A 25,419-nucleotide genomic window follows, 5' to 3' on the forward strand; every position below is an offset into this window, starting at 1 on the left:
AACGCGATGACTTCGAATTCAATGACCGCAATAACGGGCCAGACCGGCCAGACTCGATGAAACCGACCCGTCCTTTCGACCCTACTCCAGTGATCACCATCGACGGGCCGACGGCTTCGGGCAAGGGCACGGTCGCGGCGATCGTCGCGGCGACGCTCGGCTTTCACCTGCTCGACAGCGGCGCGCTCTACCGGCTCGCGGCGCTCGCGAGCATCCGCTACGAGGTGGCGAAGGACGATGCGCCCGGCCTTGCAAAGCTCATCGAAGCGCTCCATATCACCTTCCGCGAAGGCTGCGCGCAGCTCGACGGCGTCGACGTTTCGGGCGAAATCCGCCAGGAAGAGGTCGGCAACCGCGCTTCCGCGATCGCCGTTTATCCCGAAGTGCGTCAGGCGCTGGTCGCGCGTCAGCGGGCGTTTCGCAAGCGCCCCGGCCTCGTCGCCGACGGCCGCGACATGGGCACCGTCATCTTCCCGGACGCCACGCTGAAGGTATTTTTAACGGCGAGCGTCGAGGCACGGGCGGCTCGACGGCATAAGCAATTGATGCAAAAAGGTTTTTCTGCTAATATGGATGACTTGCTGCGTGATTTGCGCGCACGCGACGACCGGGACATGAACCGGAGCGCCGCGCCGCTCAAGCCCGCTGCGGATGCGAAGACGCTGGACACCTCCGGTTTGTCGATCGATCAAACGGTCGAACAGATCATCGGCTGGTACAGCGCAATTCGTGTGTAACGAGTTGGTGTAGTGAAGAGGCAAGGTGCTCCGTCGAAAGCGGAGCGTGTGTTAAACCCTTTAACCCCGTATGGCGTTGCGCTTCACCGGTTCAATCCTGAACCACCGCGCAAAGGCTGTGCAAATTCAGATTTTTATGTCCGACCTGCAAACCTCCACCCCGAATACCGAATCTTTCGCGGCTCTGTTCGAAGAGTCGCTGACCAAGCAGGACATGCGCGCCGGCGAAGTGATCTCCGCCGAAGTCGTGCGTGTCGACCACAACTTCGTGGTCGTCAACGCTGGTCTTAAGTCCGAAGCCTATATTCCGCTCGAAGAGTTCCTGAACGACGCGGGTGAAGTGGAAGTGCAGGCGGGCGACTTCGTTTCCGTCGCGATCGACGCGCTGGAAAACGGCTATGGCGACACCATCCTGTCGCGCGACAAGGCGAAGCGTCTGGCTTCGTGGCTGTCGCTGGAAAAGGCACTCGACAACAACGAACTCGTGACCGGTACGATCACGGGCAAGGTCAAGGGCGGCATGACCGTCATGGTCAACGGCATCCGCGCGTTCCTGCCGGGTTCGCTCGTCGACACGCGTCCCGTCAAGGACACGACGCCGTACGAAGGCAAGACGCTCGAATTCCGCGTCATCAAGCTCGACCGCAAGCGTAACAACGTGGTGCTGTCGCGCCGCGCGGTGATCGAAGCCACGCAAGGCGAAGAGCGCGCGAAGCTGCTCGAGACGCTGAAGGAAGGCGCGATCGTCGAAGGCGTGGTCAAGAACATCACCGACTACGGCGCGTTCGTGGACCTCGGCGGTATCGACGGCCTGCTGCACATCACCGACATCGCATGGCGTCGTGTGCGTCACCCGTCGGAAGTGCTGTCGGTTGGCCAGGAAGTCACCGCCAAGATCCTCAAGTTCGACCAAGAAAAGAACCGCGTCTCGCTCGGCATCAAGCAACTGGGCGACGATCCGTGGGAAGGCATCTCGCGCCGTTACCCGTCGGGCACGCGCCTGTTCGGCAAGGTCACGAACATCACCGACTACGGCGCATTCGTCGAAGTGGAATCGGGCATCGAAGGCCTGGTCCACGTGTCGGAAATGGACTGGACCAACAAGAACGTTGCGCCGTCGAAGGTTGTTCAGCTGGGCGACGAAGTCGAAGTCATGGTTCTCGAAATCGACGAAGACCGCCGCCGTATCTCGCTCGGCATGAAGCAGTGCAAGCCGAATCCGTGGGATGACTTCAGCCGCAACTTCAAGAAGGGCGACAAGATCAGCGGCGCCATCAAGTCGATCACCGACTTCGGCGTGTTCATCGGTCTGCCTGGCGGCATCGACGGTCTGGTTCACCTGTCGGATCTGTCGTGGTCGGAGACCGGCGAAGAAGCCGTCCGCAAGTACAAGAAGGGCGACGAAGTCGAAGCCGTGGTTCTGGGCATCGACGTCGAGAAGGAACGCATTTCGCTCGGCATCAAGCAGCTCGAAGGCGATCCGTTCAGCAACTTTGTCGCGATCAACGACAAGGGCGCAATCGTCGACGGCGTCGTGAAGTCGGTCGATCCGAAGGGTGCTGTCGTTACGCTGTCCGGCGAAGTCGAAGGCTACCTGCGTGCTTCGGAAATCGCGCAAGACCGCGTGGAAGATGCGCGCAACGTGTTGAAGGAAGGCGACAAGGTCAACGCGATGATCATCAACATCGATCGCAAGTCGCGTGGCATCAACCTGTCGATCAAGGCGAAGGATTCGGCCGAACAGCAGGAAGCCATGCGCAGCCTGCAGGGCGACTCGAACGCCGCCGCGACCGGCACGACCAACCTCGGCGCGCTGCTCAAGGCCAAGCTCGACGGCCAGAACAGCTAAGCCCTTAACGGCACAGCTGCAGAATGACCAAATCGGAATTGGTCGCCCAGTTGGCGTCGCGATTTCCGCAACTTGTCCTCAAGGATGCGGATTTCGCGGTGAAGACGATGCTCGATGCGATGTCGGAGGCTTTGGCCAACGGTCACCGCATCGAGATCCGCGGCTTCGGCAGCTTCGGGCTCAACCGTCGTCCGTCACGCGTCGGGCGCAATCCCAAGTCGGGTGAGAAGGTGCTGGTACCGGAGAAATTCGTGCCGCACTTCAAGCCGGGCAAGGAATTGCGCGAACGCGTCGACGGCCGTGCGGGCGAGCCTCTGAAGGCGTCGAATGACGACGATGCGGACGATCTCTGATCGGCGCATCCTGACTGATGATCCTTCTGGATTTTCGGTTCGCGGCGTCCGGCCACGAGGCAATCGACCAGGAAAGCACCCTTCGGGGTGCTTTTTTTATGCGCGGCGTTTTTTCATCGACGATGTGCCGCGACGGGTTCATTGTTTGCTAAAAAATCGAGCGGCGAACCGGCGACCGCCGGCACCCGGACGCATCAATTACAATACCGGTCACTTTGACCTGGGTGTTCAACCGCGCAGGCCCGGCCGAAAAAGGCGGGTCGACTGGTGCAACCGCTCTTGCGAGACCCTACATGAAATTCATCGTCTGGCTGATCCGCGTTCTGGTATTCGTGTTGTTGCTGGTGCTGGCGCTTGCCAATACTCAGTCCGCGACGTTGAACTTCCTCGCGGGCTACGCCTGGACAGCGCCGCTGATTCTGATCGGTCTCGCGTTTTTCGTCGTCGGATTGCTGGCGGGACTCGTATCCGCGGTGCCGGCGATGGTGCGTCTGCGCATGGAAAACGGCCGCCTCAGGCGCGAACTGCGCGTCGCGCGCGAGACACCGGTTGTCAAGGAAGAACCGCCGATGCCGCCGCTCATCTGACGCGCCGCGAAAGCAGACACCTAACATTCAACGACTAATCGCATGGATCTAGACTTCTGGTGGCTGCTCGTCATTCCCGTCGCGTTCGCGCTGGGGTGGATGGCGTCCCGCTATGACCTGAAAACGCTGCTGTCCGAGAATGCGAACCTGCCGCGCTCGTATTTTCGCGGCCTCAATTTTCTTCTCAACGAACAACACGACAAGGCGATCGACGCATTCATCGAGGTCGCCAAGCTCGATCCGGAAACGATCGAGCTGCACTTCGCGCTCGGCAATCTGTTCCGCCGCCGCGGCGAAACCGATCGCGCGATCCGCGTGCACCAGAATCTCCTGAGCCGCGCGGATTTGCCGGCCGCCGAACGCGATCACGCGTTATATGAACTCGGCCAGGACTTTCTGAAGGCGGGCTTGCTGGATCGTGCGGAGGAGACGTTCAAGTCGCTGAACTCGGGCGAGTATTCGCTCGGCGCGCAGCGCGCGCTCCTGACCATCTACGAGATCGAAAAAGACTGGCCGAAATCGATCACGACGGCCGAGCAGATCGAGAAGATGGGCGCGCCGTCGCTGCATATGGAGATCGCGCATTTTCACTGCGAGCTCGCGCAGGAAGCCTTGCAGCGCAAGAATCCCGATGGCGCGCGCGCCGAACTGAAGCTCGCGCTGGCGTCGAACCCGGACAACGTGCGCGCGACGATCCTCGCGGGCGATGTCGAAGCCGCCGCGGGCAATGTCGAAGCTGCGATCGCGAACTGGAAGCGTGTCGAGGAACAGAACGAAGCGTATCTGCCGCTTGTCGCCGAGAAGCTGATGAAGGCGTACAGCGCGCTCGGGCACAGGGACGAGGGCGTCGACCTGCTGATCGATTACACGACGCGTTATCCGTCGAACGATTTGCTCGATGTCGCGTACAAGCACGTGCAGGAATTGCGCGGCCTGGAAGCGGCGCACGCGCTCGCGCGCAAGCAGATGCAGAGCGCGCCGAATCTCGCGGGCATGACGCGCCTGCTCGAAGCACAGGAAGCGACAGCCGACGAGCCGCGCCGCGGCGAGCTCGAACTGATGCGTAATCTGGTGAAACAGCGCACTAAGAATCTGCCGCGCTATACGTGTCAAACTTGCGGCTTCCGCGCGCGACTATTCTATTGGCAATGTCCCGGCTGCAGCGGCTGGGAGACGTACGCACCGCGCCGCGTCGAGCCGATCACGAACTCGGCCTGAACCCGCGCGGCAAGCACGACATCATGCGGCGCGTGAGCGCGCCGCTTCCGCCACCGGCATTTCAGAAACCACCGGAAAGCGTATGAAAGTAACCATCGTCGGCACGGGTTACGTCGGTCTTGTGACCGGCGCGTGCCTTGCCGAAATCGGCAATGACGTGTTTTGCGTGGACGTCGATCCGCGCAAGATCGAAATTCTCAACAATGGCGGCGTGCCGATCCACGAGCCGGGCCTTCAGGAAATGCTGAGGCGCACGCGCGCGGCCGGTCGCATCCAGTTTTCCACCGACGTGAAAGCGAGCGTGGAGCACGGCGATATCCAGTTCATCGCCGTGGGCACGCCGCCCGACGAAGACGGCTCCGCCGACCTGCAGTACGTGCTCGCGGCGGCGCGCAACATCGGCAAGTATTCGAACGGCTTCAAGGTGATCGTCGATAAATCGACGGTGCCGGTCGGCACGGCGCTGCAGGTGCAGAAGGTCATCGACGAAGAGCTGAAGACGCGCGGGCTCGAAGGCTCGGACAAACATCGCTTCTCGGTCGTGTCGAATCCGGAGTTCCTGAAGGAAGGCGCGGCGGTCGATGACTTCATGCGCCCCGATCGCATTGTGATCGGCATCGACGACGACGACGCGGGCAATCGCGCGCGCGAGAAGATGAAGCGCCTCTACGCGCCGTTCAACCGCAATCACGAGCGCACGCTGTACATGGACGTGCGCTCGGCGGAATTCACGAAATATGCCGCCAACGCGATGCTCGCGACGCGCATCTCGTTCATGAACGATCTGTCGAATCTCGCGGACACCGTCGGCGCCGATATCGAATCGGTGCGGCGCGGTATTGGCTCGGACCCGCGCATCGGCTATCACTTCCTGTACGCGGGCTGCGGTTACGGCGGCTCGTGCTTTCCGAAGGACGTGCAGGCGCTCGCGCAGACGGCGCGGGAAAACGGCCACACGCTACGCATTCTCGAAGCGGTGGAAGCGGTCAATAACGACCAGAAGGAAGTGCTCGTCAACAAGATCGTGAAGCGCATGGGCGAAGACCTGCGCGGGCGCACGTTCGCCATTTGGGGCCTCGCATTCAAGCCCAATACCGACGACATGCGCGAGGCGTCGAGCCGGCGCATCATCGAGGCGCTGCTGCGCCGCGGCGCCACCGTGCGCGGCTACGATCCCGTTGCGCGCGATGAGGCCGAGCGCGTGTTCGCGCTCGATCTCGCGGATCGCCCGGAAGACCTGAAGCGCCTGCACTTCATGAAGACCCAACAGGATGCGCTGACGGGAGCGGACGGGCTCGTCATCGTGACCGAATGGAAGGAATTCAAGAGCCCGGATTTCTGGCATCTGAAGAGCGCATTGAAGACGCCAGTGATCTTCGACGGCCGCAATCTGTATGAACCGGAAGCGATGGCCGAAATGGGCATCGACTACTTTGCAATAGGACGTCCCCATGTCGAACTCGGCCGCAACGGCAGCAGCAACTAAAGCCGATATTCCCGTCGTGCCGCGTGCGCGCATTTCGGCGGCGCGCGTGCTGGTGGTCGGCGACGTGATGCTCGACCGTTACTGGTTCGGCGACGTCAATCGCATCTCGCCCGAAGCGCCGGTTCCGGTCGTGCACGTGCAGAAGAAGGAAGACCGTCTCGGCGGCGCGGCGAACGTCGCGCGAAACGCGGCGGCGCTCGGCGCGCAGACGGGGCTGCTCTGCGCGGTCGGTCACGACGAGCCGGGCGAGCGCGTCGTCGAACTGCTCGGCGAGAGCAAGGTCGCGGGGCACCTCGAACGCGACCCCGAACTGCTCACGACGATCAAGCTGCGCGTGCTGTCGCGCCAGCAGCAACTGCTGCGCGTCGATTTCGAGAACACGCCGAATCACGAAGTGCTGCGCGCGTGCCTCGCGCGTTTCGCGGAACTGCTGCCTCTGCACGACGTGATCCTCATGTCGGATTACGCGAAGGGCGGCCTGACGCACGTCACGCAGATGATCGCGGACGCGAAACGCGCCGGCAAGCCGGTGCTCGTCGATCCGAAGGGCGATGACTGGGACCGTTATCGCGGGGCCACGCTCATCACGCCGAATCGCGCGGAACTGCGCGAGGTGATCGGCCAATGGAAGTCCGAAGAAGACCTGCTGGAGCGCGTGACGAAGCTGCGCGCCGAACTCGAACTCTCCGCGCTGCTGCTCACGCGTTCCGAGGAAGGCATGACGCTCTTCACCGAGAACCAGGTGCTGCACACGTCGGCCGAAGCACGCGAAGTGTATGATGTCTCGGGTGCGGGCGACACCGTCATCGCAACGGTCGCGACCATGCTGGGCGCGGGTGTGCCGCTCGTCGACTCGATCGTCTATGCGAACCGCGCGGCGGGTATTGTCGTGGGCAAGCTCGGCACGGCGACCGTCGACTACAACGAACTCTTCGCCTGACCTTATCTGATACTTCGCCATGACCATCATCGTTACCGGTGCTGCCGGGTTCATCGGCAGCAATATCGTCAAGGCGCTCAACGAACGTGGCGAGAACCGCGTGATCGCGGTCGACAATCTCACGCGCGCCGACAAGTTCAAGAATCTGGTCGATTGCGAGATCGACGATTACCTCGATAAAACCGAGTTCGTCGAGCGCTTCAGGCGCGGCGATTTCGGCAAGGTGCGCGCGGTGTTCCATGAAGGCGCCTGTTCGGACACGATGGAAACCGACGGCCGCTACATGATGGACAACAACTTCCGCTACAGCCGCGACGTCATGGACGCGTGCCTCGCGCAGGGCGCGCAGTTCCTGTACGCGTCGTCGGCGGCGACTTACGGCGGGTCGAGCCGGTTCGTCGAGGAGCGCGAAGTCGAGAAGCCGCTCAATGTCTACGGCTATTCGAAATTCCTCTTCGATCAGATCGTGCGTCAGGTATTGCCGAAGGCGCAGAGTCAGATCGTCGGCTTTCGCTACTTCAACGTGTACGGCCAGCGCGAGACGCACAAGGGCCGCATGGCCTCGGTTGCGTTCCACAACTTCAACCAGTTCCGCTCGGAAGGCAAGGTCAAGCTTTTCGGCGAATACAACGGCTACGCGGCCGGCGAGCAGACGCGCGATTTCATCTCCGTCGAAGATGTCGTGAAGGTGAACCTGTTCTTCTTCGATCATCCGGAGAAGTCGGGCATTTTCAATCTCGGCACGGGACGGGCCCAACCGTTCAACGATATCGCGTCGACGGTCGTGAACTCGTTGCGCGCGCTCAACGGCGAAGCTTCGCTGTCGCTCGCGGAACTGGTGCAGCGCGGGCTCATCGAGTACATTCCGTTCCCCGACGCACTGCGCGGCAAATATCAATGCTTCACCCAGGCGGACCAGTCGCGCCTGCGCGCGGCGGGTTACGACGCGCCGTTTCTGACCGTTCAGGAAGGCGTCGATCGTTACGTGCGTTGGCTATTCGGCCAGCTATAAACGCGTTTCGCGTCTCTCTACACTGGGTCTCACGGTCGGCGCTGGTGCCGGCCGGTTCTTCTCGGAGACTCAGTCATGTTCAAGCAAGCACTCTCGTCGATCGCCGCGTTCGCGCTCATCTTTTCCATCGGTAGCGCGTGGGCGGCCGTCGACGTCAATACCGCCAACTCCGACGCGCTGCGCGGCATCAAGGGCATCGGTCCGGCGAAGGCGAAAGCCATTCTCGATGAACGTCAGGCGCACGGTCCGTTCAAGGACGCCACCGATCTCGGCACGCGCGTGAAAGGTATGGGCGGCAAGACGGTTCAACGTCTCGAAGCGGAAGGATTGACGGTGGGCGCCGCGTCGAAGACGGCAACGGCCGCAACGCCGGGTAACGCCGCACCGCCCGGCGGCGCAAACTCGGCGGTCGCGACGCAGGTTTCGGCGTCCACGTCGTCCAAACCGGTCGTCGTGAAGAAATAGCGGAACGCGCGAAGGCGCGTCACCGGTCTCCTTCAGCCTTCCGATGTTTTTGGGCTCCCCGCGGATGGCCTCCCCGCGGGGTTTTTTGCATGTGCGCACGGCGCGTAGGCGAGGCCGGGGTTCTGCCATCCGGCTTACTGCTTCGCGCGGCAATCCATCCGCGCATCAGGGGCGCGCCGGCATCGGCGGGACCACTGGGCTACAATCGACGCATCCCCTATACCAAATTCCCCGCTGCAGACGCGTCGTGCGTGGGGATCGACCGCTTTCGCATATGGCTTACATGACTATCGAAGACACGATCGGCAACACGCCGCTCGTGCAACTCGTCCGCATCGTGGACGATGAAATCCGCAGCCGCAACAACATCGTGCTCGGCAAGCTCGAAGGCAACAATCCGGCGGGCTCGGTGAAGGATCGTCCGGCGCTGTCGATGATCAGGAAAGCTGAAGAGCGCGGCCGCATCAAGCCGGGCGACACGCTGATCGAAGCGACGAGCGGCAACACCGGCATCGCGCTCGCGATGGCCGCCGCGATGCGCGGCTACAAGATGGTGCTGCTGATGCCCGAAGATCTGTCGGTCGAGCGCCGTCAGAGCATGGCCGCGTATGGCGCGGAGATCGTGCTCACGCCGGTGACGGGCGGCATGGAATACGCGCGCGATCTCGCCGATCAGATGCAGCGCGATGGCAAGGGCATCATCCTCGATCAGTTCGCGAATCCCGACAACCCGCTCGCGCACTACGAAGGCACTGGCCCCGAACTGTGGCGTCAGACCGAAGGCCGCCTCACGCACTTTGTCTCGTCGATGGGCACGACCGGCACGATCATGGGCGTGTCGAAGTATCTGAAGGAACAGAACCAGAAGATCGAGATCATCGGTGCGCAGCCGGAAGAAGGCTCGCGCATTCCGGGCATCCGCAAGTGGCCGGAAGCGTATCTGCCGAAGATCTTCGATCGCAGCCGTGTCGATCGCGTGGAGAACGTGAGCCAGGCGGCGTCCGAAACGATGGCGCGACGCCTCGCATCGGTCGAAGGCATCTTCGCGGGCATTTCGTCCGGCGGCGCGTGCGAGGTCGCGCTGCGCATCGCGCGTCAGGTGGAGAACGCAACCATCGTGTTCATCATCTGCGATCGTGGCGATCGTTATCTGTCGACGGGCGTATTTCCGGCTTGATGCCGCGCGTTTCGCCAGTTCGATGAAAAAAACCCCGGCGTGTGCCGGGGTTTTGTTTTTTTCAGCGCGGGGACGACATCACTGCGGGTTCGTGCCCGTATCGCCCGCCATCATGCGCGCCTTCACTGCTTCGCCCAGTTGATACACGGCGAGCGCATAGAAGAAGCTGCGGTTGTAGCGCGTGAGCACGTAGAAGTTCTTTAGCCCCAACGTGTATTCGGTCGCGCGGCCGGGCGTGGGCAGATCGACCACGGTGAGCGGCGTCGGCGCTTCGGCCGCGATGTTCAGTCCCGGCTCGTTGAGCAGCATGCCGGCCTTCGTCAGTTGCGCGAGCGACCACTTCGGTTCCGGCGCGCCGTCTGCGGCGGCTTGCGCGATGCCCTGACTGCCGACATCCCCCGCGATACGCCATACGACCGGCCGACCCGGCTCCCAGCCGTTCTGCTTCAGATAGTTCGCCACGCTGCCGATGGCATCCGCCGGACTCGTGCGCAGATCGATGCGGCTGTTGCCGTCGTAATCGACCGCGTATTGCACGATGCTGCTCGGCAGGAACTGCGGAATCCCGATCGCGCCGGTGTACGAACCGAGCACGGTCGTCGGATCGATCTGCGAGTCACGCGTCCACACGAGCAGGTCTTCCAGATTCTTGCGGAAGGTCGCCATGCGCTCGACGCGGTTCGGCGTGTTCGGATAATCGAAGGTGAGCGTGGTCAGCGCGTCGAGCGCGCGGAAGTTGCCCATGTACTTGCCGTAGATCGTCTCCACGCCGATGATCCCGACGATCACTTCAGGCGGCACGCCGAATTGCTCCGCGGCGCGCTGCAGCGTGGCCTGATTCGCGCGCCAGAACTTCACGCCCGCATTGATGCGCACCGGCTCGATGAAACGCGCCTGATACGCGCGCCAGTTCTTGGTTTGCGGCGTGGGGGACGGCAGGACCAGCTTCGCCGCCGTCGCCGAATAACTCACGCGGGCGAACAGGTCGTGCAGCGCCGACGAATCGAAGTCGTAGCGCGCGACCATGTCGTTGATGAACGCTTCGACATTCGGATTGTTCGCGTAACGCTGCGGCACGATCTCTTCTTCGAACATCTGCCCTTGCGGCGTCGCGGCCTGCGGTTGCTGCGACTGCGCAAAGGCACTGTTGCCGGAAAGAAAGCCGAGCGCGCAGACGAGGGAAGCAACGAGTGGGCGCTTTGCCGGCTTGAACGTAGCCGTGAAGTCGAACGGAGCAAACTGGAAAGTCATAGTGTGCGTGGTTGAGGGCGGTAGGGGCGATGCCAGATGCACGAGCGGCCAAAACGCCTAACGGAACGCAACGGCCTGCGAGATGCCGCGCGCAACCGCTCGGCCGGCAAGGCGTCGGGGCAGTATAACCGACGCATCGCGCCCATACTGTCCATGTGCCGGAGGGAGGGCGGACGTGCCGAACGGTGTGGTAACTTAACGTCAATTGCGCGACACGTGGTCGCGTATGACGAAAAAATACGAGACGAGAGCCGACGAAAGCGGCATTGCGAGACATCATGGCCACCGGCTTTTACTCCCACCCCGACTGCCTTCGACACGACAACGGCCAGTGGCATCCCGAGTGTCCGGCGCGTTTGCAGGCGATCGAAGATCAGCTGATCGCGAGCCGGATCGATTCGCTCATCGAGCGCGAGGAAGCGCCGCTCGCCGAGGAAACCGACCTCGCGCGCGTGCACACGCAGGCGCACATCGACTACATCAAGAGCCGCACCCCGGAGTCGGGCAGAAGCGAACTCGATCCCGATACGTCGATGTGCCCCGAGTCCTATCGTGCCGCGTTGCGTGCGGCAGGCGCGGCGATCGCGGCGACCGATGCCGTCATCGAAGGCCGCTACGACAACGCGTTCTGCAGCGTGCGCCCGCCGGGCCATCACGCGGAGCCCGCTCGCGCGATGGGCTTTTGCCTCTTCAACAACGTCGCGATCGCCGCGCGTCATGCGCTCGAAGTGCACGGCTTGCAGCGCGTCGCGATCGTCGATTTCGACGTGCATCACGGCAACGGCACCGAGGCCGCCTTCAGCGGCGATTCGCGCGTGCTGATGTGCAGCTTCTTCCAGCATCCGTTCTATCCGTTCAGCGGCGCCGACAACCACGCGTCGAACATGGTCAACGTGCCGCTGCCCGCGCGCACGAAGGGCATGCAGGTGCGCGAAGTCGTCGACATGTTATGGCTGCCGCGGCTCGAGGAATTCAAGCCGCAGATGATCTTCGTCTCCGCCGGCTTCGACGCGCATCGCGAAGACGACATGGCCAACATGGGCCTCGTCGAGGACGATTACGCGTGGATCACCGAGCAGGTCCGCGCGGTGGCGAAGCGTCACGCGCAAGGGCGCATCGTGAGTTGTCTGGAAGGCGGATACAACCTGTCGGCGCTGGGTCGCAGCGTCGTCGCGCATCTTCGGGTGCTCGCGGAAATCTAGCGGGGCGTATGCGTGCGCGCGTAGTCGGCGCGCACCAGAATCCAGTCGATGAGCTCGCGGATCACGCGATCGCGGTCGAGATCGTTGAGCGTCTCGTGCGCGCTGCCTACGTGAATCGAGAGCGTGCTGTCGTTCGATCCCGCGTTCGCTTCGAATTCGCGGCTGCCGGCGGGATCGCAGATCGCGTCCTCGCTGCCGTGGAAGACGAGAAGCGGCAGTGCGATCTCGCCTCGCTTCGCCGCCACGCGGTCCATCCCGGCGAGAATCTGCGCGGCCGTGCGCGCCGGCACCGCGGCGTGAAGCACGAGCGGATCGCGTTTATACGCTTCGACGACACCCGGCGCGCGCGAAAGCAGCGCTGGGTCGATGCTGAACGCGGCCAGACGCGGCGCTACCGTCCCGACGATGCGGGAAAATTTCGCCTTCCAGCGAGGCGTGCCCGCGCCGATCTTCAACGCAGGACTCGACAGAATCAACCCGGCCAGCTTTTTCTCTTTCGCGCGTTCGGCGGCATAGAGCGCCGCGATCGTGCCGCCCATGCTATGGCCCATCAGAAAGAGCGGCGTGGCGACGGGCGGCGTCGCGGCGCACGCTTCGAGCAGCACGTCGGTGTCACGCAGATAGTCCGTGAACACGCGCACCCACGCCCGATCGCCCGACGACTTCCCGTGCCCGCGCAGATCGATCGCGATCACTTCGATGCCCGCCGCGTTCAACGCGATCGCGAGCGCGTCGTAACGCCCCGCGTGCTCGCCGAGGCCGTGAACGAGCGCGATGCGCGCGTTCAGTTCGACATCCGGCGCGGGCTGCCAGCGATGCAGGAACAGTTCCACGCCGCTTCGCGTCGTGACTGCGCTCGTCGAATAAATATGCCGGGACATGAGCCTGTAAATATCTCCACGTTATTAGTCGATCTGAAATCATTATTAAACAGAATGTAACGCGTCCGGTAAAATCGCGGGCGACGGTACTACTACGACTACAAACAGGCGGCGGCCGGCGGCGCGGGTGCGTTTCACCCGGCGAGCCTTCCGCCGTTTGCATTTTTATGATCGAAATACGCAATCTCTCGCAGCGCTTCGCGGGGCCCCGCGGCTGGGTCGAGGCGCTGCACAACGTCAATCTGACGATTCCCGCCGGCGAAGTGTTCGGCATCATCGGGCGCAGCGGCGCTGGCAAGAGCACGCTGGTGCGCACCATCAATCTGCTGACGCGTCCGAGCGAAGGCAACGTGATCGTCGACGGAAGCGATCTCACGACGCTCGGCAAGGACGATCTGCGCGCGGCGCGCCGCGACATCGGCATGATCTTTCAGCATTTCAACCTGCTGAGCTCGCGCACGGTGTACGACAACGTCGCGTTGCCGCTCGAACTCGCCGGCAAGAAGCGCGCGGAAATCGAGGCGGCCGTCTTGCCGCTGCTCGATCTCGTCGGTCTCACGACGCACAAGGACAAGTATCCCGCGCAGATCAGCGGCGGGCAGAAGCAGCGCGTGGGCATCGCCCGGGCGCTCGCGAGCAGGCCGAAAGTGCTGCTTTCCGACGAAGCCACGTCCGCGCTCGATCCGGAAACCACGCGCGCGATTCTCGATCTGCTGCGCAAGATCAATCGCGAGCTTGGTCTCACGATCGTGCTCATTACGCATCAGATGGAAGTGATCAAGCAGGTGTGCGATCGCGTCGCGGTGCTCGACGCGGGCCGCGTGGTGGAGGAGGGCAAGGTCGTCGATGTCTTCATGCAGCCGCATCACGAAGTCACGCGCGCGCTGATCGGCGATGTGATCGCGCACGAGTTGCCGCCCGCATTGAAGGCGCGCGTCATCGAGCGCCTGAAGACCGGCAGCGGCCATTTGCTGAGGCTCGCGTTCACCGGCTCGGGCGTCGATCAGCCGATTCTCTCGGAGACGATCCGCCGCTACGAACTCGATTTCAACATCCTGCATGGCCAGATCGATGAGATTCAGGGCCAGGCGTTCGGCTCGCTCGCGGTGCTCGCGGGTGGCCAGCCGGTGAAGATCGCGGAAGCGATCGAGTATTTGCGTTCACAGGGTGTCGTCGTGGAGGAGTTGTCCCATGTTGAGTGAAATGTTCGACATGTTCGTGCAGTCGTTCTGGGAAACGCTGATCATGGTCGGCATTTCGGGACTCGTCGGCGCGGCCGTCGGTCTGCCGCTCGGCGTGCTGCTCTATCTCACCGATCGCGATGGCGTGCTGCAGAACATCGGCGTGAATCGCGTGCTCGGCGGCATCGTCAATGCGGTGCGTTCGACGCCGTTCATCATCCTGCTCGTCGCGGTGATTCCGTTCACGCGGCTCGTCGTCGGCTCGTCGATCGGCACCGCGGCCGCTGTGGTGCCGTTGACCATCGCCGCTGCGCCGTTCATCGCGCGGCTTGTCGAAACCGCGCTGCGCGAAGTGGATCGCGGTCTCATCGAAGCCGCGCAGGCGATGGGCGCGACCACGAGCCAGATCGTCTTCAAGGTGCTGCTGCCGGAATCGCTGCCGGGCGTCGTAGCGGGGCTCACCATCACGTTCGTGTCGCTCGTCGGCTATTCGGCGATGGCGGGCGCGATCGGCGGCGGCGGTCTCGGCGATCTCGGCATCCGCTATGGCTATCAGCGCTTCTTGCCTGAAGTGATGCTCACCGTCGTGGTCATCCTCATCGTGTTCGTGCAGCTCGTGCAATCCTTCGGCGACTGGCTCGTTCGTCGTCTCAGCCATAAATAACCACTCAAGAAAACCATGCAACGTCGATTCATTTTGAAGTTCGCCGCCGCGCTTCTGAGCGCAACGCTGTTCAACGGCGTCGCGCACGCTGAAGACGCGATCAAGCTGGGCGTGACCGGCGGCCCGCACGCGCAGATCATGGACGTCGTGAAGCAGGTCGCCGCGAAGAACGGCCTCAAGATCACGGTCGTCGAGTTCTCGGATTACGTGCAGCCGAACGCCGCGCTCGCCGCCGGCGATCTCGACGCGAACAGCTATCAGCATCTGCCGTATCTCGACGCGCAGGTGAAGGACCGCGGCTACAAGCTCATCCGGATCGCCGATACCGTGACGTTTCCCATGGGCATCTATTCGAAGAAGCTGAAGTCGCTGTCGGCGCTCGGCAACGGCGCGCGCATCGCGGTGCCTAACGATCCGACCAACGGCGGCCGTGCATTGTTGCTGCTGCAGAAGCAAGGCCTGATCAAGCTGCGCGCGGATGCGGGCCTGAAGGCGACGCCGCTCGATATCGTCGAGAATCCGAAGAAACTGAAGATCGTCGAACTCGACGCCGCGCAGATTCCGCGCTCGCTCGACGACGTCGACGCCGCCGCCATCAACACGAACTTCGCGATGGAAGCCGGCCTCAAGCCGAAGTCGGACGCGATCGCCATCGAGGATCCGCGCGGTCCGTACGTCAACATCATTGCGATCCGCGCGGCCGACAAGGACAAGCCGTGGGTCGCCAAACTCATCGCGGCGTATCACTCGCCGGAGGTGAAGCAGTTCGTCGAAGGCAAATATGCAGGGGCGGTGATTACGGCCTGGTAATCGATTTCACGGGTGATGTTCGGGTTTTCGTGGATAGAAATAGAACGACCGTTCGATAAAAATAAGCGCATAGCTATTGCACGATGCCTCAACCCACCCGTCGCGGGAGGGGTTATCCGTCGCGTCGCTCGTATAATGACGCTGGGTTGACGTAATCGTAACTTTGGAGCGTGTGCATGAAAATTCTGGTGCCAGTCAAGCGCGTGGTCGACTACAACGTGAAGGTCCGGGTGAAGTCGGATAACACGGGCGTCGATATCGCCAATGTGAAGATGTCGATGAACCCGTTCGACGAAATCGCCGTCGAAGAGGCGGTGCGTCTGAGGGAAGCGGGTGTCGCGACGGAAGTGATTGCCGTGTCCTGCGGCGTGACGCAGTGTCAGGAAACGCTGCGTACCGCGCTGGCAATCGGCGCGGATCGCGCGATCCTCGTCGAATCCGCCGATGAACTGCAACCGCTGGCGGTGGCGAAGATTCTGAAGGCGCTGGTCGATCAGGAAAAGCCTGAACTCGTCATCCTCGGCAAGCAGGCAATCGACGACGATTCGAATCAAACCGGCCAGATGCTCGCTGCACTGGCGGGTCTGCCGCAGGCGACGTTCGCATCGAAGGTCGTGGTCGCGGACGGCAAGGCGACTGTGTCGCGTGAAGTCGATGGCGGCGCGGAAACGCTGTCGCTGAAGCTTCCCGCAGTGATCACCACCGATCTGCGCCTGAACGAGCCGCGCTACGTGACGCTGCCGAACATCATGAAGGCGAAGAAGAAGACGCTGACGACCGTGAAGCCCGCCGATCTGGGCGTCGATGTCGCGCCGCGTCTGAAGACGCTGAAGGTCGTCGAGCCGCCGAAGCGCAGCGCGGGCATCATGGTGCCCGACGTGAAGACGCTGGTCGAGAAGCTCAAGACCGAAGCCAAAGTGCTGTAAAGGAGACGCGAAAAAATGACGATTCTGGTAATTGCGGAACACGACAATGCGTCGATCAAGGCAGCGACGCTGAACACGGTTGCAGCGGCGGCGAAGGTTGGCGGCGATGTGCATGTGCTGGTCGCAGGTTCGAACGCGCAGGGCGCGGCGGATGCGGCAGCGAAGATCGCGGGCGTCGCAAAGGTACTGCTCGCCGATGCGCCTCAACTCGCCGACGGCCTGGCTGAAAACATCGACGGCACGGTGTTGAACATCGCTAAGGACTATTCGCACATCTTCGCGCCGGCGACCGCTTACGGTAAGAACATCGCGCCGCGTATCGCCGCGCATCTCGATGTCGCGCAAATCAGCGATATCACCGCCGTCGATAGCGCAGACACGTTCGAGCGTCCGATCTACGCGGGCAACGCCATCGCAACGGTGCAATCGAGCGATCCGATCAAGGTCGTCACGGTGCGCGCGACGGGTTTCGATCCGGTTGCGGCTGAAGGTGGTAACGCTACGATCGAGAAGATCGAAGCAGCAGCCGACGCGGGCATCTCGCAGTTCGTAAGCCGTGAAGTGACGAAGCTCGATCGCCCGGAACTGACAAGCGCGCACATCATCGTGTCGGGTGGACGTGGACTGGGTAGCGGCGAGAACTATACGAAGACGCTGGAGCCGCTCGCGGACAAACTCAACGCGGCGCTGGGCGCATCGCGCGCGGCAGTCGATGCTGGCTATGTGCCGAACGATTATCAGGTCGGTCAAACCGGCAAGATCGTCGCGCCGCAACTGTACGTGGCGGTCGGCATCTCGGGCGCGATTCAGCATCTGGCCGGCATGAAGGATTCGAAGGTCATCGTCGCGATCAACAAGGATCCCGAAGCGCCGATCTTCAGCGTGGCCGATTACGGTCTCGTCGGCGATCTGTTCGCGGTCGTGCCGGAACTGGTGAAAGAACTCGGCTAAACCGCGCCGTGTGAGTCGAACACTCGCCACAAAGAAAAACAAAGGGCGCGACGAACGTTGCGCCCTTTTTTTGTACCGAAATATCGTTAGAGAGAGGAGACAAGACGATGAGCTATAGCGCCCCGGTCAAGGACATGCTGTTCGTAATGAAGGAACTGGCGGATATCGACAGCATCGCCGCGCTGCCTGGTCACGAAGATGCAGGCTTCGACACGGCGCAGGCCGTCGTCGAGGAAGCCGCGCGTTTTTGCGGCGAAGTCCTGGCGCCGCTGAATGTCGCCGGTGACCGCACGCCGAGCGCATGGGCGAACGGCGAAGTCACGACGACGCCCGGCTTCAAGGCCGCGTTCCGTCAGTTCGCGGAAGGCGGCTGGCAAGGCGTCATCCATCCGGTGGACTTCGGCGGGCAGGGCTTGCCGAAGCTCATCGCGACGCCGTGCATCGAAGCGCTGAACTCGGCGAATCTCTCCTTCGCATTGTGTCCGCTGCTCACCGACGGCGCGATCGAGGCGCTCCTCACCGCAGGCAGCGATGAACAGAAGGCGCTCTATCTGCCGAAGTTCATCGAAGGTGAATGGACCGGCACGATGAATCTCACGGAGCCGCAGGCGGGCTCCGATCTGGCGCTCGTGCGCACGCGCGCCGAGCCGCAGGGCGACGGCACGTACAAGGTCTTCGGCACGAAGATTTTCATCACCTACGGCGAGCACGATATGGCGAAGAACATCGTGCATCTCGTGCTCGCGCGCACGCCCGACGCGCCCGAAGGCGTGAAAGGCATCTCGCTCTTTCTCGTGCCGAAGTTTCTCGTCAATGAAGACGGCTCGCTCGGCGCACGCAACGACGTGCATTGCGTATCGATCGAACACAAACTCGGCATCAAAGCCAGCCCGACCGCGGTGCTGCAATACGGCGATCACGGCGGCGCGATCGGCTATCTGATCGGCGAGGAGAATCGCGGTCTCGAATACATGTTCATCATGATGAACGCGGCGCGTTTTGCCGTCGGCATGCAGGGTGTCGCGGTCGCCGAGCGCGCGTATCAGCAGGCGGTCGCGTATGCCAAAGAGCGCGTGCAGAGCCGTCCCGTCGATGGCAGCGCGAAGGAGCCCGTGACGATCATCCATCATCCCGACGTGCGCCGCATGCTCTCGACGATGCGCGCCTACACCGAAGGCGCCCGCGCGCTCGCGTATGTCGCGGCGGCGCATAGCGATTTCGCGCACGGTCATCCGGACGACGCCGCCAGGAAAAGCCATCAGGCGATCTACGAGTACCTCGTGCCGATCGTGAAGGGCTTCAGCACGGAAATGTCCGTCGATGTGGCGAGCATCGGCGTGCAGGTGCATGGCGGCATGGGCTTCATCGAGGAGACGGGCGCGGCGCAGCATTATCGCGATGCGCGCATCCTGCCAATCTATGAAGGCACGACCGCGATTCAGGCCAACGATCTCATCGGCCGCAAGACCGTGCGCGATGGCGGCGCCACGGCGCAGGCGCTGCTCGCGCAGATCGATCAGACCATCGCGGCGCTCGCGGAACTGGACGGCCAGCCGTTCAAGTCGATGCATCGGCACTTGAGCGCGGGAAGTCTGTCGCTTGCTCGCGCGGTCGAGTTCATCGTCGCGAAATTCAAGAGCGATCCGAATGCGGTGTTCGCGGGCAGCGTGCCGTATCTGCGGCTCGCGGGCATCGTGTTGGCGGGATGGCAGATGGCGCGCGCGATGCTCGTCGCCCAGGCGAAGCGCGCGGACGACGAGCGTTTCTATTCCGCGAAGATCGCGACGGCGGCGTTCTTCGCCGAGCACATTCTGTCGCTCGCGCCGGGGATCGAGGCGTCGATCGTCAGCGCGAACGGGCGGGAAGGCGTGCTCGCGCTGAGCGAAGATCAGTTCTAAAAGAAAAGGCGCCGCAAGGCGCCTTTTCTTTCATGCGATAGCGGCAATCATGCGTTCGCGTATCCCGGACGCGTCTTCACGCCGACGTCGCCGAAATAGCGGTGAACCGACAGATCGTCGGCACGGATCGCGGGCTGCTTGCCCGACATCAGGTCCGCCAGCAACTGACCCGAGCCGCACGACATCGTCCAGCCGAGCGTGCCGTGACCGGTGTTCAGGAACAGATTCGGCACCGGCGTGCGGCCGACGATCGGCGTGCCGTCCGGCGTCATCGGGCGCAGGCCGGTCCAGAACGTGGCGCTCGCGGTGTCGCCGCCGCCCGGGAACAGGTCGTTCACGCACATTTCGAGCGTTTCGCGACGCGCCTGCTTCAGCTTCTTGTCATAGCCGACGATTTCCGCCATGCCGCCCACGCGGATACGGTCGTCGAAACGCGTGATCGCGATCTTGTACGTTTCGTCGAGCACGGTCGAAACCGGCGCGCGCTTCGCATCGACGATCGGCGCGGTGATCGAGTAGCCCTTCAGCGGATAAACCGGAATCTTCACGAGATCGCCGAGCAGCTTCGGCGAATACGAGCCGAGCGCGACGACATACGAATCCGCCGTCACCAGTTCCTTGCCGCACTGCACGCCCGCGATGCGGCCGTTGCTGACGGCGAGCGCGTCGATCGACGTGTTGTAGCGGAACTTGACGCCGAGCGCTTCGGCCATGGCGGCCAGCTGCGTCGTGAACATCTGGCAGTCGCCGGTTTCGTCGTTCGGCAGGCGCAGACCGCCCGTCAATTTGTGCGACACGGCGGCGAGAGCCGGCTCGGCCTTCTTCAGCTCATCGGCCGTGAGCAGTTCGAACGGCACGTTCGCGTCCTTCAGCACCGCAATGTCCTTGCCCGCGCCGTCGAATTGCTGCTGCGTGCGGAACAGTTGCAACGTGCCGCCCATACGGCCTTCGTATGAGATGCCGGTGTCGGCGCGCAACGCCTGCAGGCAATCGCGGCTGTATTCGGCGAGGCGGACCATGCGGCCTTTGTTTACCGTGTAGCGATCCTGCGTGCAGTTGCGCAGCATTTGCCACATCCATTGCAGCTGGTTCATCGTGCCGTCGAGGCGGATGGCGAGCGGCGCGTGCTTTTCGAACATCCACTTCACAGCCTTGAGCGGCACGCCCGGTGCGGCCCACGGCGATGCATAGCCCGGGGAGATCTGTCCGGCGTTCGCGAAACTCGTTTCGAGGGCGGGGCCAGCTTCGCGGTCGATGACCGTGACTTCGTGACCGGCGCGAGCGAGGTAATACGCACTCGTGACACCGACGACGCCGCTTCCGAGAATAACGATTCGCATGTGATCTCCATCCAGATTCGATGAAACTTCCGAGTGCGCGGGCCTTTAGGCGATCGACGCGACAAACTGAAGCTCGTATAGTGTTATCGACTATGGTATGGACTTCGACCCAGTTTTAGTTATTGTATTTGATCGATTTTCAGGAAAAACCAATGCGAACTCAGCGAAATCCAGTACGCGCTCTCGACAAGCTCGATCACAAGATCCTCAACATTCTTCAGGAGGACGGCCGCATCGCGATGAAAGACCTGGCCGAGCGCGTCGGGCTGTCGGTGACGCCTTGCATCGAGCGTGTGAAACGCATGGAACGCGATGGCGTCATCATGGGCTACTACGCGCGCGTGAATCCGAACGAGCTGGGCGCTGCGCTGCTCGTATTCGTCGAGATCACGCTCGATCACAAGAGCGGCAACATGTTCGAGCAATTCCGGCGCGAAGTTCAGAAGATTCCCGAGGTGCTCGAATGTCACCTCGTTTCGGGCGATTTCGACTATCTGATCAAGGCGCGGATCGGCGAGATGGCGGACTATCGCAAGCTGCTCGGCGACATCCTTTTGCAATTGCCGGGCGCGGTGCAGTCGAAGAGCTATGTGGTGATGGAGGAGATCAAGGAGACGCTGAAGATTCTCGTCGAGACGTGATTTTCCGCTTGCGATGGCGAAGCAATACTGTATATTTATACAGTATTAATCGATGGATTTCGTCGCAATGTCATCGCACGATCGTGAGTATCCCGTCGCGCCACCCGCTCCGCTGAAGGGGCGCGGGGCGGTCACGAATATCCAGGGGCGTTACGAGAAGGACGAGCGTGAACGTGTCGACGATGGCTGGGCGCACACCGCCGATCCCGAGGACGAAGGCGCGCCACCGCTGCGCACCCAGATTTTCGAGGAGCGGGCGAAAAGCATTCTGACGCGCAACAGCTCGCCGGACATTCCGTTTTCCGTTTCGCTGAATCCCTATCGCGGCTGTGAGCACGGCTGCATCTATTGCTTCGCTCGCCCTACGCACAGCTATCTCGGACTATCGCCGGGGCTGGATTTCGAAAGCCGGATCTACGCGAAGATCAACGCGCCGGAATTGCTGGAACGCGAACTGGCGAAACCGAACTACGAAGCCGAGCCGATCGCCCTCGGCGTCAACACCGACGCGTATCAACCGGTCGAACGTGACCTGCAAATCACGCGGCGTGTCATTCAGGTGCTGCACGATTGCGGTCACCCGTTCGCAGCGATCACGAAGAATTCGCTGATCGAGCGCGACATCGACCTGCTTGCGCCGATGGCCGGGCGCGGCCAGGTGATGGCGGCGATCACGGTCACCACGCTGGATGCCGATATCGCGCGAACGCTCGAGCCGCGCGCGGCGACGCCGTCGCGGCGGCTCCGCACAATCCGGACGCTTGCCGAGGCGGGCATTCCGGTAGGCGTGAGCATCGCACCGGTTATTCCGTTCGTGACGGAGCCGGACATGGAGCGTGTTCTCGAAGCGTGCGCCGACGCCGGGGCGACGAGCGCGAGCTATATCGTGCTGCGTCTGCCGTGGGAAGTTGCGCCGCTCTTCAAGGGCTGGCTTGCCGCGCATTTCCCCGATCGCGCGGATCGCGTGATGAGTCGCGTGCGCGACATGCGTGGCGGCAAGGACTACGACTCGGATTTTTCGACGCGCATGAAAGGCGAGGGTCTGTGGGCCGATATGCTCAAGCAGCGCTTTCAAAAGGCGACGAAACGGCTTGGGCTTAATGCACGGCAACGCGGGATACTCGACATGTCCGAGTTCCAGCGGCCAGCTAAACGAGCGGGGCCGCCGTCCAGCCCGCAACTCGACCTGTTCTGACGTTTTATTGCGACAGCGTTTTCGCCGCCTCGACCTGACTTTCGAAGTACGTCTGAAACGTGAGCGCGAGACCGGTCATCAGCAGGAACGCGCCGAACAGGAGCGAAAAGATCACGACGAAAATGACCGTCCAGCCGGAGCGGCTGCTGCGGCCGGTGTGCGCATTGAACTGCGCGTCCCATTTGGCGTCGGGGCGCAGACCATAGACGATGGCCGAGAGAAAGGCGGCGAGCAGCGAAATCGCACCCGGGAACGCCAGCACCCAGCCGAGAAGCGAAGCGCGCTCCGTTTCCGCGAGCAACAGATAGCCGAACGCCCCCAGAACGATGCCGACGATATGCGCCCAGCCGTACTTGTCGCGCATTCCATGCAGATAGAAGCGGTGCAAGCCGATGTAGCCGAACAGGAACGCGAGCGCGGCGGTCAGCGTTTTCGAGCGGAAATAGGGTGGAACCTGCTTGCCGGCCGGTTTTGAGCCGGCTTGCGTGGCGACGGACGAGGAAGTCATCAGCGAAAGCGGTGGTGGAAAGAGGCGGGCGTCGCTTGAATGCCGACGCGGTCAGCCATTTTACGCCGACGTGTGTCCGCACCACCAATGGCGCATCGCCGCGTCGGCGTGATTCCCGGTATCCGGAAACGTGCGGGAATCGCTCCGAATCTGGCTTGAATCCAAAAAATGCGTTAAGTGTTTGTTAGAGCTTCACATTCCGGCTATAATCGCCTGTTCTCGTTGTTCCGAACCCCGGTTTTCAAGGATTTCAGCATGGTCATCATCCGCTTGGCTCGTGGCGGCTCGAAGAAGCGCCCGTTCTACAACATCGTTGCAACCGACTCGCGTAGCCGCCGTGATGGCCGCTTCATCGAGCGCGTGGGTTTCTACAACCCGGTCGCGACCAAAGGCGAATCGCTGCGCATCGCTCAGGATCGCCTGACGTACTGGCAAGGCGTTGGCGCGCAACTGTCGCCGACCGTCGAGCGTCTCGTCAAGCAAGCTCAGCAAGCCCAGCCGGCTGCTTAAGCTCGCTTCGCCGACGCTGTAACAGCCGCTCGAAACCTGCCCAAAGATTCGCCGATGTCTACGCGCAATTCTGAATCCGGCCGCGTGCCGGAAGATGTCGGCCGATCAAAGCCGGGGCACGATGAGAGTTCCGCCACGTTTGGCGCGTTCGTCCGCAAGCCGGGCGCGCGCCACGTGGCGGTCGACATTTCGAGCTCGAAGACGCCGCAAGGCGGAATCGAATCGGTCGAGGCTTTGCCTGACGATGCCGTCGAACTCGGTTTCATCGCCGATGCATACGGTCTCAAAGGCTGGGTCAAGATCGTGCCGCACGCGAACGGCAAGCAGGGCGGCGACGCGCTGCTGAACGCCAGACGCTGGTGGCTCGTCAAAGGCCGCGATTACAAGTCCGCGCGCTGCCTGCAGTCGAAAGGGCATGCCGATACGATCGTCGCGCGCTTCGCCGGCTGTGATGACCGCGATACGGCACTCGCGCTGAAAGGCCACACGGTGAATATCGCGCGCAGCGATTTCCCGAAGCTCGACAGCGAAGACGAATTCTACTGGGTCGATCTGATCGGCCTGGATGTCGAAAGTGAAGCGGGCGTGGCCTTGGGCCGCGTTGCGGATCTGATCGACAACGGCGCGCATTCCATCCTGCGGATCGAGTATCCGAGTACCGACAAGGATGGCAAGCCCGTCACCGGTGAGCGGCTGATTCCGTTCGTCGGCGTGTATGTGAAGACGGTGGACCGGGCGGCGAAGCGTATCGTCGTCGACTGGGACGCCGACTATTGAACATCGTCACGTTACGGAGAGAGCGATGCAGTTCGATGTCGTGACGCTCTTTCCCGAGATGTTTCGCGCGCTGACCGACTGGGGCATTACCAGCCGGGCGGTGAAGCAGGAGCGGTTCGGTTTGCGGACGTGGAATCCGCGCGATTTCACTACGGACAACTACCGCACCATCGACGATCGCCCATACGGCGGCGGTCCCGGCATGGTGATGCTGGCACGTCCGCTGGAAGACGCGATCCACGCGGCAAAGACTGCGCAGCGCGAGCAGGGAATTACGTCGACGCGCGTCGTGATGATGTCGCCGCAAGGTGCGAAACTGGACCACGACCGGGTGATGCGGTTTGCGCAGGAACCGGGTCTCGTGCTGCTGTGCGGCCGTTACGAAGCGATCGACCAGCGCCTGATCGACCGTGAAGTGGACGAAGAGGTAAGCCTCGGCGACTTCGTGCTGTCGGGCGGAGAACTTCCCGCGATGGCGCTGATGGACGCCGTGGTGCGCCAGTTGCCCGGCGTGTTGAACGACGCGCAATCGGCGGTGCAGGACAGTTTCGTCGATGTATTGCTCGACTGCCCGCACTACACGCGTCCGGAAGAGTACGAAGGCGTGCGTGTTCCCGATGTGCTGCTCGGCGGCCATCACAAGGAAATCGACGCCTGGCGCAGGCGCGAAGCATTACGCAACACATTCAACAAGCGGCCCGATCTGATCAGACGGGCGCGTGACAGCAAGATGTTGAGCCGCACCGACGAGGCGTGGCTCGCAGAACTCGCGAAGGAAGCGTCGAAGTCTGCATAGATTTCGGGCGGACGAGCGGGAAAATGGGGGCGCTGGCTGAATATCGGCGCCTGAAGCAAACCCA

General features: G+C 62.4%; 26 protein-coding genes. 22 read left to right on the forward strand and 4 right to left on the reverse strand.

The window, feature by feature from the left end:
- Positions 1-56: 56 nt before the first annotated feature.
- From cmk to cysM, 10 genes are all read left to right on the forward strand, one after another.
- Positions 57-737 (forward strand): (d)CMP kinase, encoded by a 681-nt coding sequence (gene cmk / locus ACEN42_RS04425; RefSeq protein ID WP_187605853.1) that lies wholly within the window; start codon positions 57-59, stop codon positions 735-737.
- 118 nt (positions 738-855) lie between these two features.
- Positions 856-2,586: a 30S ribosomal protein S1 gene (gene rpsA, locus ACEN42_RS04430; protein WP_181291061.1), complete on the forward strand. Its 1,731-nt coding sequence runs from the start codon at positions 856-858 to the stop codon at positions 2,584-2,586.
- Between the two features lie 23 nt (positions 2,587-2,609).
- Positions 2,610-2,939 carry an integration host factor subunit beta gene (locus tag ACEN42_RS04435; RefSeq protein WP_008342376.1) on the forward strand — a complete coding sequence of 110 codons (330 nt, stop codon included), beginning with the start codon at positions 2,610-2,612 and terminating at the stop codon, positions 2,937-2,939.
- Positions 2,940-3,232: 293 nt separating this feature from the next.
- Entirely contained in the window at positions 3,233-3,526 is a 294-nt protein-coding gene (locus tag ACEN42_RS04440; protein ID WP_035503208.1) for a lipopolysaccharide assembly LapA domain-containing protein, read from the forward strand.
- A gap of 42 nt (positions 3,527-3,568) precedes the next feature.
- Entirely contained in the window at positions 3,569-4,744 is a 1,176-nt protein-coding gene (gene lapB, locus ACEN42_RS04445; RefSeq protein WP_187605852.1) for a lipopolysaccharide assembly protein LapB, read from the forward strand.
- Between the two features lie 82 nt (positions 4,745-4,826).
- Positions 4,827-6,230 (forward strand): UDP-glucose/GDP-mannose dehydrogenase family protein, encoded by a 1,404-nt coding sequence (locus ACEN42_RS04450; RefSeq protein WP_187605851.1) that lies wholly within the window; start codon positions 4,827-4,829, stop codon positions 6,228-6,230.
- A complete protein-coding gene (gene rfaE1 / locus ACEN42_RS04455; protein ID WP_187605850.1) occupies positions 6,196-7,170 on the forward strand; it encodes a D-glycero-beta-D-manno-heptose-7-phosphate kinase in 975 nt (324 codons plus the stop codon). The genes ACEN42_RS04450 and rfaE1 overlap by 35 nt, the downstream gene beginning before the upstream one ends.
- A gap of 19 nt (positions 7,171-7,189) precedes the next feature.
- Complete coding sequence (gene rfaD, locus ACEN42_RS04460) at positions 7,190-8,182, forward strand: ADP-glyceromanno-heptose 6-epimerase (protein ID WP_035503212.1); 993 nt, start codon at positions 7,190-7,192, stop codon at positions 8,180-8,182.
- Between the two features lie 75 nt (positions 8,183-8,257).
- The gene (locus ACEN42_RS04465; protein WP_371880737.1) at positions 8,258-8,647 is read left to right on the forward strand and encodes a ComEA family DNA-binding protein; all 390 of its coding nucleotides are present in this window, start codon (positions 8,258-8,260) and stop codon (positions 8,645-8,647) included.
- A 274-nt stretch (positions 8,648-8,921) separates the two neighbouring features.
- The gene (gene cysM, locus ACEN42_RS04470) at positions 8,922-9,824 is read left to right on the forward strand and encodes a cysteine synthase CysM (protein ID WP_371880738.1); all 903 of its coding nucleotides are present in this window, start codon (positions 8,922-8,924) and stop codon (positions 9,822-9,824) included.
- Between the two features lie 78 nt (positions 9,825-9,902).
- On the opposite strand, the gene mltB is transcribed toward cysM, so the two are convergent.
- A complete protein-coding gene (gene mltB / locus ACEN42_RS04475; protein WP_371880739.1) occupies positions 9,903-11,075 on the reverse strand; it encodes a lytic murein transglycosylase B in 1,173 nt (390 codons plus the stop codon).
- A 278-nt stretch (positions 11,076-11,353) separates the two neighbouring features.
- On the opposite strand from mltB, the gene ACEN42_RS04480 reads away from it, so the two are divergent.
- Positions 11,354-12,277 carry a histone deacetylase family protein gene (locus ACEN42_RS04480; protein WP_187605845.1) on the forward strand — a complete coding sequence of 308 codons (924 nt, stop codon included), beginning with the start codon at positions 11,354-11,356 and terminating at the stop codon, positions 12,275-12,277.
- On the opposite strand, the gene ACEN42_RS04485 is transcribed toward ACEN42_RS04480, so the two are convergent.
- Entirely contained in the window at positions 12,274-13,158 is an 885-nt protein-coding gene (locus ACEN42_RS04485; protein WP_371880740.1) for a lysophospholipase, read from the reverse strand. The genes ACEN42_RS04480 and ACEN42_RS04485 overlap by 4 nt on opposite strands.
- 167 nt (positions 13,159-13,325) lie before the next feature.
- On the opposite strand from ACEN42_RS04485, the gene ACEN42_RS04490 reads away from it, so the two are divergent.
- From ACEN42_RS04490 to ACEN42_RS04515, 6 genes are all read left to right on the forward strand, one after another.
- On the forward strand, positions 13,326-14,360 hold the full coding sequence (locus tag ACEN42_RS04490) for a methionine ABC transporter ATP-binding protein (RefSeq protein WP_238212540.1): 1,035 nt from the start codon (positions 13,326-13,328) through the stop codon (positions 14,358-14,360).
- On the forward strand, positions 14,350-15,003 hold the full coding sequence (locus ACEN42_RS04495) for a methionine ABC transporter permease (RefSeq protein WP_238212538.1): 654 nt from the start codon (positions 14,350-14,352) through the stop codon (positions 15,001-15,003). The genes ACEN42_RS04490 and ACEN42_RS04495 overlap by 11 nt, the downstream gene beginning before the upstream one ends.
- 15 nt (positions 15,004-15,018) lie before the next feature.
- Entirely contained in the window at positions 15,019-15,813 is a 795-nt protein-coding gene (locus ACEN42_RS04500) for a MetQ/NlpA family ABC transporter substrate-binding protein (protein ID WP_187605842.1), read from the forward strand.
- Positions 15,814-15,989: 176 nt separating this feature from the next.
- Positions 15,990-16,739 carry an electron transfer flavoprotein subunit beta/FixA family protein gene (locus ACEN42_RS04505; RefSeq protein WP_035503223.1) on the forward strand — a complete coding sequence of 250 codons (750 nt, stop codon included), beginning with the start codon at positions 15,990-15,992 and terminating at the stop codon, positions 16,737-16,739.
- Positions 16,740-16,754: 15 nt separating this feature from the next.
- Positions 16,755-17,690, forward strand: coding sequence for an electron transfer flavoprotein subunit alpha/FixB family protein (locus ACEN42_RS04510; protein WP_371880741.1), 936 nt, complete (start codon positions 16,755-16,757; stop codon positions 17,688-17,690).
- Between the two features lie 107 nt (positions 17,691-17,797).
- Positions 17,798-19,588: an acyl-CoA dehydrogenase gene (locus ACEN42_RS04515; RefSeq protein ID WP_371880742.1), complete on the forward strand. Its 1,791-nt coding sequence runs from the start codon at positions 17,798-17,800 to the stop codon at positions 19,586-19,588.
- 47 nt (positions 19,589-19,635) lie between these two features.
- Here ACEN42_RS04515 and ACEN42_RS04520 read toward each other — a convergent pair whose 3' ends face one another.
- On the reverse strand, positions 19,636-20,928 hold the full coding sequence (locus tag ACEN42_RS04520; protein ID WP_371880743.1) for a D-amino acid dehydrogenase: 1,293 nt from the start codon (positions 20,926-20,928) through the stop codon (positions 19,636-19,638).
- 152 nt (positions 20,929-21,080) lie between these two features.
- Here ACEN42_RS04520 and ACEN42_RS04525 point away from each other — a divergent pair, with 152 nt between their 5' ends.
- Positions 21,081-21,569 carry an Lrp/AsnC ligand binding domain-containing protein gene (locus ACEN42_RS04525; RefSeq protein WP_035503319.1) on the forward strand — a complete coding sequence of 163 codons (489 nt, stop codon included), beginning with the start codon at positions 21,081-21,083 and terminating at the stop codon, positions 21,567-21,569.
- A gap of 67 nt (positions 21,570-21,636) precedes the next feature.
- Positions 21,637-22,764, forward strand: coding sequence for a PA0069 family radical SAM protein (locus ACEN42_RS04530; RefSeq protein WP_371880744.1), 1,128 nt, complete (start codon positions 21,637-21,639; stop codon positions 22,762-22,764).
- Between the two features lie 4 nt (positions 22,765-22,768).
- Here ACEN42_RS04530 and ACEN42_RS04535 read toward each other — a convergent pair whose 3' ends face one another.
- On the reverse strand, positions 22,769-23,272 hold the full coding sequence (locus tag ACEN42_RS04535; protein ID WP_371880745.1) for an NINE protein: 504 nt from the start codon (positions 23,270-23,272) through the stop codon (positions 22,769-22,771).
- A gap of 255 nt (positions 23,273-23,527) precedes the next feature.
- Here ACEN42_RS04535 and rpsP point away from each other — a divergent pair, with 255 nt between their 5' ends.
- From rpsP to trmD, 3 genes are read left to right on the forward strand one after another with little or no spacing between them, the layout of a single operon-like run.
- Complete coding sequence (gene rpsP, locus ACEN42_RS04540; protein ID WP_008342343.1) at positions 23,528-23,782, forward strand: 30S ribosomal protein S16; 255 nt, start codon at positions 23,528-23,530, stop codon at positions 23,780-23,782.
- 54 nt (positions 23,783-23,836) lie between these two features.
- A complete protein-coding gene (rimM, locus tag ACEN42_RS04545) occupies positions 23,837-24,559 on the forward strand; it encodes a ribosome maturation factor RimM (protein ID WP_371880746.1) in 723 nt (240 codons plus the stop codon).
- Between the two features lie 25 nt (positions 24,560-24,584).
- Positions 24,585-25,355, forward strand: a complete 771-nt coding sequence (gene trmD, locus ACEN42_RS04550; protein ID WP_371880747.1) for a tRNA (guanosine(37)-N1)-methyltransferase TrmD — start codon at positions 24,585-24,587, stop codon at positions 25,353-25,355.
- The last annotated feature ends 64 nt before the right edge of the window (positions 25,356-25,419 follow it).

This window comes from Caballeronia sp. S22, assembly GCF_964261745.1.
GTDB lineage: Bacteria > Pseudomonadota > Gammaproteobacteria > Burkholderiales > Burkholderiaceae > Caballeronia > Caballeronia jiangsuensis.

What these genes read in the sequence shown, in the direction of transcription:
- cmk (WP_187605853.1), top strand. Translation starts at nt 57, where the DNA reads ATGAAACCGACCCGTCCTTTCGACCCTACTCCAGTGATCACCATCGAC.
- ACEN42_RS04435 (WP_008342376.1), top strand. Translation starts at nt 2,610, where the DNA reads ATGACCAAATCGGAATTGGTCGCCCAGTTGGCGTCGCGATTTCCGCAA.
- ACEN42_RS04440 (WP_035503208.1), top strand. Translation starts at nt 3,233, where the DNA reads ATGAAATTCATCGTCTGGCTGATCCGCGTTCTGGTATTCGTGTTGTTG.
- lapB (WP_187605852.1), top strand. Translation starts at nt 3,569, where the DNA reads ATGGATCTAGACTTCTGGTGGCTGCTCGTCATTCCCGTCGCGTTCGCG.
- ACEN42_RS04450 (WP_187605851.1), top strand. Translation starts at nt 4,827, where the DNA reads ATGAAAGTAACCATCGTCGGCACGGGTTACGTCGGTCTTGTGACCGGC.
- rfaE1 (WP_187605850.1), top strand. Translation starts at nt 6,196, where the DNA reads ATGTCGAACTCGGCCGCAACGGCAGCAGCAACTAAAGCCGATATTCCC.
- rfaD (WP_035503212.1), top strand. Translation starts at nt 7,190, where the DNA reads ATGACCATCATCGTTACCGGTGCTGCCGGGTTCATCGGCAGCAATATC.
- ACEN42_RS04465 (WP_371880737.1), top strand. Translation starts at nt 8,258, where the DNA reads ATGTTCAAGCAAGCACTCTCGTCGATCGCCGCGTTCGCGCTCATCTTT.
- cysM (WP_371880738.1), top strand. Translation starts at nt 8,922, where the DNA reads ATGGCTTACATGACTATCGAAGACACGATCGGCAACACGCCGCTCGTG.
- mltB (WP_371880739.1), bottom strand. Translation starts at nt 11,075, where the DNA reads ATGACTTTCCAGTTTGCTCCGTTCGACTTCACGGCTACGTTCAAGCCG.
- ACEN42_RS04480 (WP_187605845.1), top strand. Translation starts at nt 11,354, where the DNA reads ATGGCCACCGGCTTTTACTCCCACCCCGACTGCCTTCGACACGACAAC.
- ACEN42_RS04485 (WP_371880740.1), bottom strand. Translation starts at nt 13,158, where the DNA reads ATGTCCCGGCATATTTATTCGACGAGCGCAGTCACGACGCGAAGCGGC.
- ACEN42_RS04490 (WP_238212540.1), top strand. Translation starts at nt 13,326, where the DNA reads ATGATCGAAATACGCAATCTCTCGCAGCGCTTCGCGGGGCCCCGCGGC.
- ACEN42_RS04495 (WP_238212538.1), top strand. Translation starts at nt 14,350, where the DNA reads ATGTTGAGTGAAATGTTCGACATGTTCGTGCAGTCGTTCTGGGAAACG.
- ACEN42_RS04500 (WP_187605842.1), top strand. Translation starts at nt 15,019, where the DNA reads ATGCAACGTCGATTCATTTTGAAGTTCGCCGCCGCGCTTCTGAGCGCA.
- ACEN42_RS04505 (WP_035503223.1), top strand. Translation starts at nt 15,990, where the DNA reads ATGAAAATTCTGGTGCCAGTCAAGCGCGTGGTCGACTACAACGTGAAG.
- ACEN42_RS04510 (WP_371880741.1), top strand. Translation starts at nt 16,755, where the DNA reads ATGACGATTCTGGTAATTGCGGAACACGACAATGCGTCGATCAAGGCA.
- ACEN42_RS04515 (WP_371880742.1), top strand. Translation starts at nt 17,798, where the DNA reads ATGAGCTATAGCGCCCCGGTCAAGGACATGCTGTTCGTAATGAAGGAA.
- ACEN42_RS04520 (WP_371880743.1), bottom strand. Translation starts at nt 20,928, where the DNA reads ATGCGAATCGTTATTCTCGGAAGCGGCGTCGTCGGTGTCACGAGTGCG.
- ACEN42_RS04525 (WP_035503319.1), top strand. Translation starts at nt 21,081, where the DNA reads ATGCGAACTCAGCGAAATCCAGTACGCGCTCTCGACAAGCTCGATCAC.
- ACEN42_RS04530 (WP_371880744.1), top strand. Translation starts at nt 21,637, where the DNA reads ATGTCATCGCACGATCGTGAGTATCCCGTCGCGCCACCCGCTCCGCTG.
- ACEN42_RS04535 (WP_371880745.1), bottom strand. Translation starts at nt 23,272, where the DNA reads ATGACTTCCTCGTCCGTCGCCACGCAAGCCGGCTCAAAACCGGCCGGC.
- rpsP (WP_008342343.1), top strand. Translation starts at nt 23,528, where the DNA reads ATGGTCATCATCCGCTTGGCTCGTGGCGGCTCGAAGAAGCGCCCGTTC.
- rimM (WP_371880746.1), top strand. Translation starts at nt 23,837, where the DNA reads ATGTCTACGCGCAATTCTGAATCCGGCCGCGTGCCGGAAGATGTCGGC.
- trmD (WP_371880747.1), top strand. Translation starts at nt 24,585, where the DNA reads ATGCAGTTCGATGTCGTGACGCTCTTTCCCGAGATGTTTCGCGCGCTG.